General features: G+C 71.6%; 1 pseudogene. It reads right to left on the bottom strand.

Annotation, left to right across the window (positions count from 1 at the left end):
• Nucleotides 1–242: pseudogene (locus IEY82_RS40475) on the bottom strand (hypothetical protein); the annotation flags it as partial.
• Nucleotides 243–595 lie beyond the last annotated feature (353 nt).

Here is a 595-nt window from a genome sequence, read left to right as displayed (position 1 = left end):
TGGCCTGCAGGCGGCGGCGCAGCTCGCGGTGGCGGTGACGGACCGCGTTCAGGGTCTTGCCGCTGTGACGGACACCATCGCCGGTGCCGGTGCCGGTGCCGGTGCCGGTGCCGGTGGCGGTGCCGGTGGCGGTGCCGGTGGCGGTGGTGGCGATGTTGGCGATCCCCAGATCCACCCCGACAAACCCGTCCGGCGCGCGCACCGGAACGTCCGGCAGGTCGCAGGTGGCGATGAGAAACCACCTGCCATCGCGGTACACCAGGTCTGATTCGCCCTTGCGGTGAGCGGCCAGCAGGGCGAGCTGATCGGCCGAGGCGGTGAACGCCACGCCCTTCATCCGCCCACCCACGGTCCAGATCGACACCGTCCGCGCGTCCAGCTGCCAGGACAGGCAGCGGTCGTCGAACGGCTGGGCCGCGCCCGGGCGAAAGACGATCGGCCGGGCCAGCACCCGCTCACGCCGGACGGAGCCGCGCCTGCCAAGATTGCCCTTGCGGACATGGGCGTGCAGGGTGGCGTAGGCGTCGGCGACCTTCTTGATGACATGCTGCGCGGCCTGAGCCGCCAGCCCGTACCTGTCCTTGACCTGCCCGTA

Origin of the sequence: Nonomuraea cavernae (genome assembly GCF_014646355.1) — a bacterium.
Lineage (GTDB): Bacteria > Actinomycetota > Actinomycetes > Streptosporangiales > Streptosporangiaceae > Nonomuraea > Nonomuraea cavernae.
The sequence above is the reverse complement of the archived record's forward strand: the minus strand, read 5'-3'. Positions and strand labels throughout refer to the sequence as shown.